This window comes from Bacteroides sp. CAG:633 (assembly GCF_000435115.1).
GTDB lineage: Bacteria > Bacteroidota > Bacteroidia > Bacteroidales > Bacteroidaceae > Bacteroides > Bacteroides ndongoniae.
The window spans coordinates 1-2,750 of sequence record NZ_FR883062.1; the positions used below are offsets into that span (position 1 = coordinate 1).

The window sequence follows — 2,750 nt, forward strand, 5'->3', positions numbered from 1 at the left end:
ACTCTTCTCGCTCGAAGAAGCTGCACAGAAGGGTACCATCGTCTGCATGCTGCTGTCCGATGCTGCCCAGATTGCCGTATGGCCCAAAATCAAGCAGTACCTGACTCCGGGCAAGGCTCTGTACTTCTCTCATGGTTTCGGCATCACTTATAAGGAACGCACTCACATCATTCCTCCCGCCGACATCGATGTAATCATGGTAGCACCTAAGGGTTCGGGTACGTCTTTGCGTACGATGTTCCTCGAAGGCCGTGGTCTGAACAGCTCGTATGCCGTTTATCAGGATGCAACAGGTCGTGCAAAAGACCGTACGCTGGCATTCGGCATCGGTATCGGTTCAGGTTATCTGTTCGAGACTACTTTCAAGCGCGAAGTTTATTCCGACCTGACCGGCGAACGCGGTTCGCTGATGGGTGCCATTCAGGGTCTGTTGCTGGCACAGTACGAAGTGCTGCGCGAGAATGGTCATACACCTTCCGAAGCCTTCAACGAAACCGTTGAGGAACTGACTCAGTCGTTGATGCCCCTCTTTGCCAAGAACGGTATGGACTGGATGTATGCCAACTGCTCTACTACCGCCCAGCGTGGTGCTCTCGACTGGATGGGCCCGTTCCACGATGCCATCAAGCCGGTTATGCAGAAGCTGTACGAGAGTGTGAAGAGCGGTAACGAAGCTCAGATCTCCATCGACAGCAACTCTCAGCCCGACTACCGCGAGAAGCTGAATGCCGAACTGAAAGCCCTGCGCGAAAGCGAAATGTGGCAGACTGCTGTGACGGTACGCAAGCTCCGTCCGGAGAATAACTAAAGTCATTTAGCATTATAAAACAGGGGAATGCCCCGGCGTGCGTTGCACGACCGGGGCATTCTTGTTTTATGGGGGAAGCGTTTTGATATGTCTCCTCTTATAGTTTCTAATCTATCCCATCATTCCGGTAGTTAGCTCATGTTCCAAAAACGAGTAGACATAGTTGGAACTTTGGAAGTATAGTCCAGTTTCAGGATTGGATAGTTTGGCGTAAGTGTCCGATGTATACAGAGTGTCTACTGCGTCAATGAATGTCATGCCTTGTTTTTTAACGAGCAGTCTGATGAGGTCTGCTGCTACATGTTCTATCATGTAATCAATGTCGGTCATAATTTTCTAAGTTTTGAGATATTTCAGATCGCCATTTTCCAATAGGGACTCATCAAATTCAAATATGGTTATTACAGGATTACCGCCCACAGTCAGTGCTCTGAATCTGGCAAGCTCTTCTGCTTGATTTTGATTGTCTGATAGATAGAATCCCCGTCCAAAGTCTTTGCAGGGTTTGGATTTATAGAGGTCTATCTTCTCGATTTCAATATTGCTGCCGTGATATAGTTTCATGTAATGGCTCCTCCCTGACGATTTAAATAATGGGTCAATGAATCCAAAGCTTCGTCAAAACTGAGTGTATGCATGATGTTGTAATGCTCGTCTACAAGTTTGATACCGCCGAAACGTTTGATGTATCGGTAGGCTTGCATTTTATTCAGTCCGTTACGCTCGGCAAAATGTGAAATGAGAGAGAGCAGATATTCCGCTTTATCCCGGATGATGCTATGTTCTACAACGATGTCCATAGTGCTTTTATCCAATGGTTGCTTTGGCAAAAATAGCGAAAAATTGTTTGCTTTATTATATTTCCCTCATTATTTTCATGCTCGGATATTTTTGAGGATAAGATTGAAATTCTATCATTTCTGCCACACTTGCATTACATCTGTTCCACACCTGCAATCCGTTTGTTCGACACTGGTGTGGCTCGTGCAGAATGCTTGTGTTGTTCGGCGGGGGTAAAGTGGTATAAAACATCTCTCCAGACATTTGATTTCTTTTATCCGGAAATACCTTTCACGCTTTTACCGTCTTGCATTGGGTTGGTATTCAGGTGTGTTTATAGACTATAAAGCGTCTAGTTCAATTGGGTAAAGACATCTACTAACTACTACGTTACGAGTGCAACAGTTACTGCACTTGTAGTGCAATAACTACTGCACTGTGAGTGCACAGCCTACTGCACTATCAGTGCAGTAACTGTTGCACTGTTTTTACATAACTGTTGGCTGATTGGTACACTATTGCTTGATGTGCTCCAGCAGCTTCTTGTAGAACGCATGCCGGCTCAGTGTGGCGGCTTCGCCTAGAATGACCAACTTCATGCGGGCACGGGTCATGGCTACGTTCATGCGGCGCAGGTCGGAGAGGAAACCTATCTGACCTTCTTCGTTGGCACGGACCAGGCTGATGAAGATGACGTCGCGTTCCTGACCCTGAAAACCATCTACGGTGTTGATGCTCATCAGGTCGCGGTAGGGGCGGAAGACGGCACTGCCACGCAGCTTGCTGCGCAGGTATTGCACCTGTGCCTTGTAGGGCGATATGATGCCGAAGTCGATGCGCTCGTCCAGGATGCGCTGTCCGCCGATGCGGGCGATGTATTTCTCTAATTCGCTGAGCAGCAGGTCGGCTTCCTGCCGGTTGATGCGGCCGAAACTTTCGCCTACGAACTCTTCCTTGAAGTCCATTTCCGAGGTGTCAATCCACGAGATGGGTGTGTCCCAGTCGAGGATGCTGCGGTGGCGTACGCTGGGGTCGGCCTGCAGTTGGCCGTCGTAGAACCAGTCGGACGAGAAGCGCATGATGGCTTCGTTCATGCGGTATTGCGTGGTGAGCAGGGAGACCGTGTCGGGCTTGCGGGCAACGACGGTTTCCATCAGCGTAC

5 protein-coding genes are annotated in these 2,750 nt (G+C 48.8%); 1 reads left to right on the top strand and 4 read right to left on the bottom strand.

Translation table 11 applies throughout. The features are described from left to right. A partial coding sequence (gene ilvC, locus QVP67_RS07595; RefSeq protein ID WP_288180009.1) for a ketol-acid reductoisomerase occupies positions 1 to 808 on the top strand: 808 nt, incomplete at its 5' end. Positions 809 to 919: 111 nt separating this feature from the next. On the opposite strand, the gene QVP67_RS07600 is transcribed toward ilvC, so the two are convergent. From QVP67_RS07600 to QVP67_RS07615, 4 genes are all read right to left on the bottom strand, one after another. Then, positions 920 to 1,138, bottom strand: coding sequence for a hypothetical protein (locus QVP67_RS07600; RefSeq protein ID WP_022162975.1), 219 nt, complete (start codon positions 1,136 to 1,138; stop codon positions 920 to 922). 6 nt (positions 1,139 to 1,144) lie between these two features. Beyond that, entirely contained in the window at positions 1,145 to 1,372 is a 228-nt protein-coding gene (locus QVP67_RS07605) for a DUF3990 domain-containing protein (RefSeq protein WP_022162976.1), read from the bottom strand. Then, entirely contained in the window at positions 1,369 to 1,608 is a 240-nt protein-coding gene (locus QVP67_RS07610) for a DUF3791 domain-containing protein (protein WP_022162977.1), read from the bottom strand. The genes QVP67_RS07605 and QVP67_RS07610 overlap by 4 nt, the downstream gene beginning before the upstream one ends. 495 nt (positions 1,609 to 2,103) lie before the next feature. Further along, on the bottom strand, positions 2,104 to 2,750 hold a 647-nt coding region (locus QVP67_RS07615), incomplete at its 5' end, for an ATP-binding protein (RefSeq protein WP_288180010.1).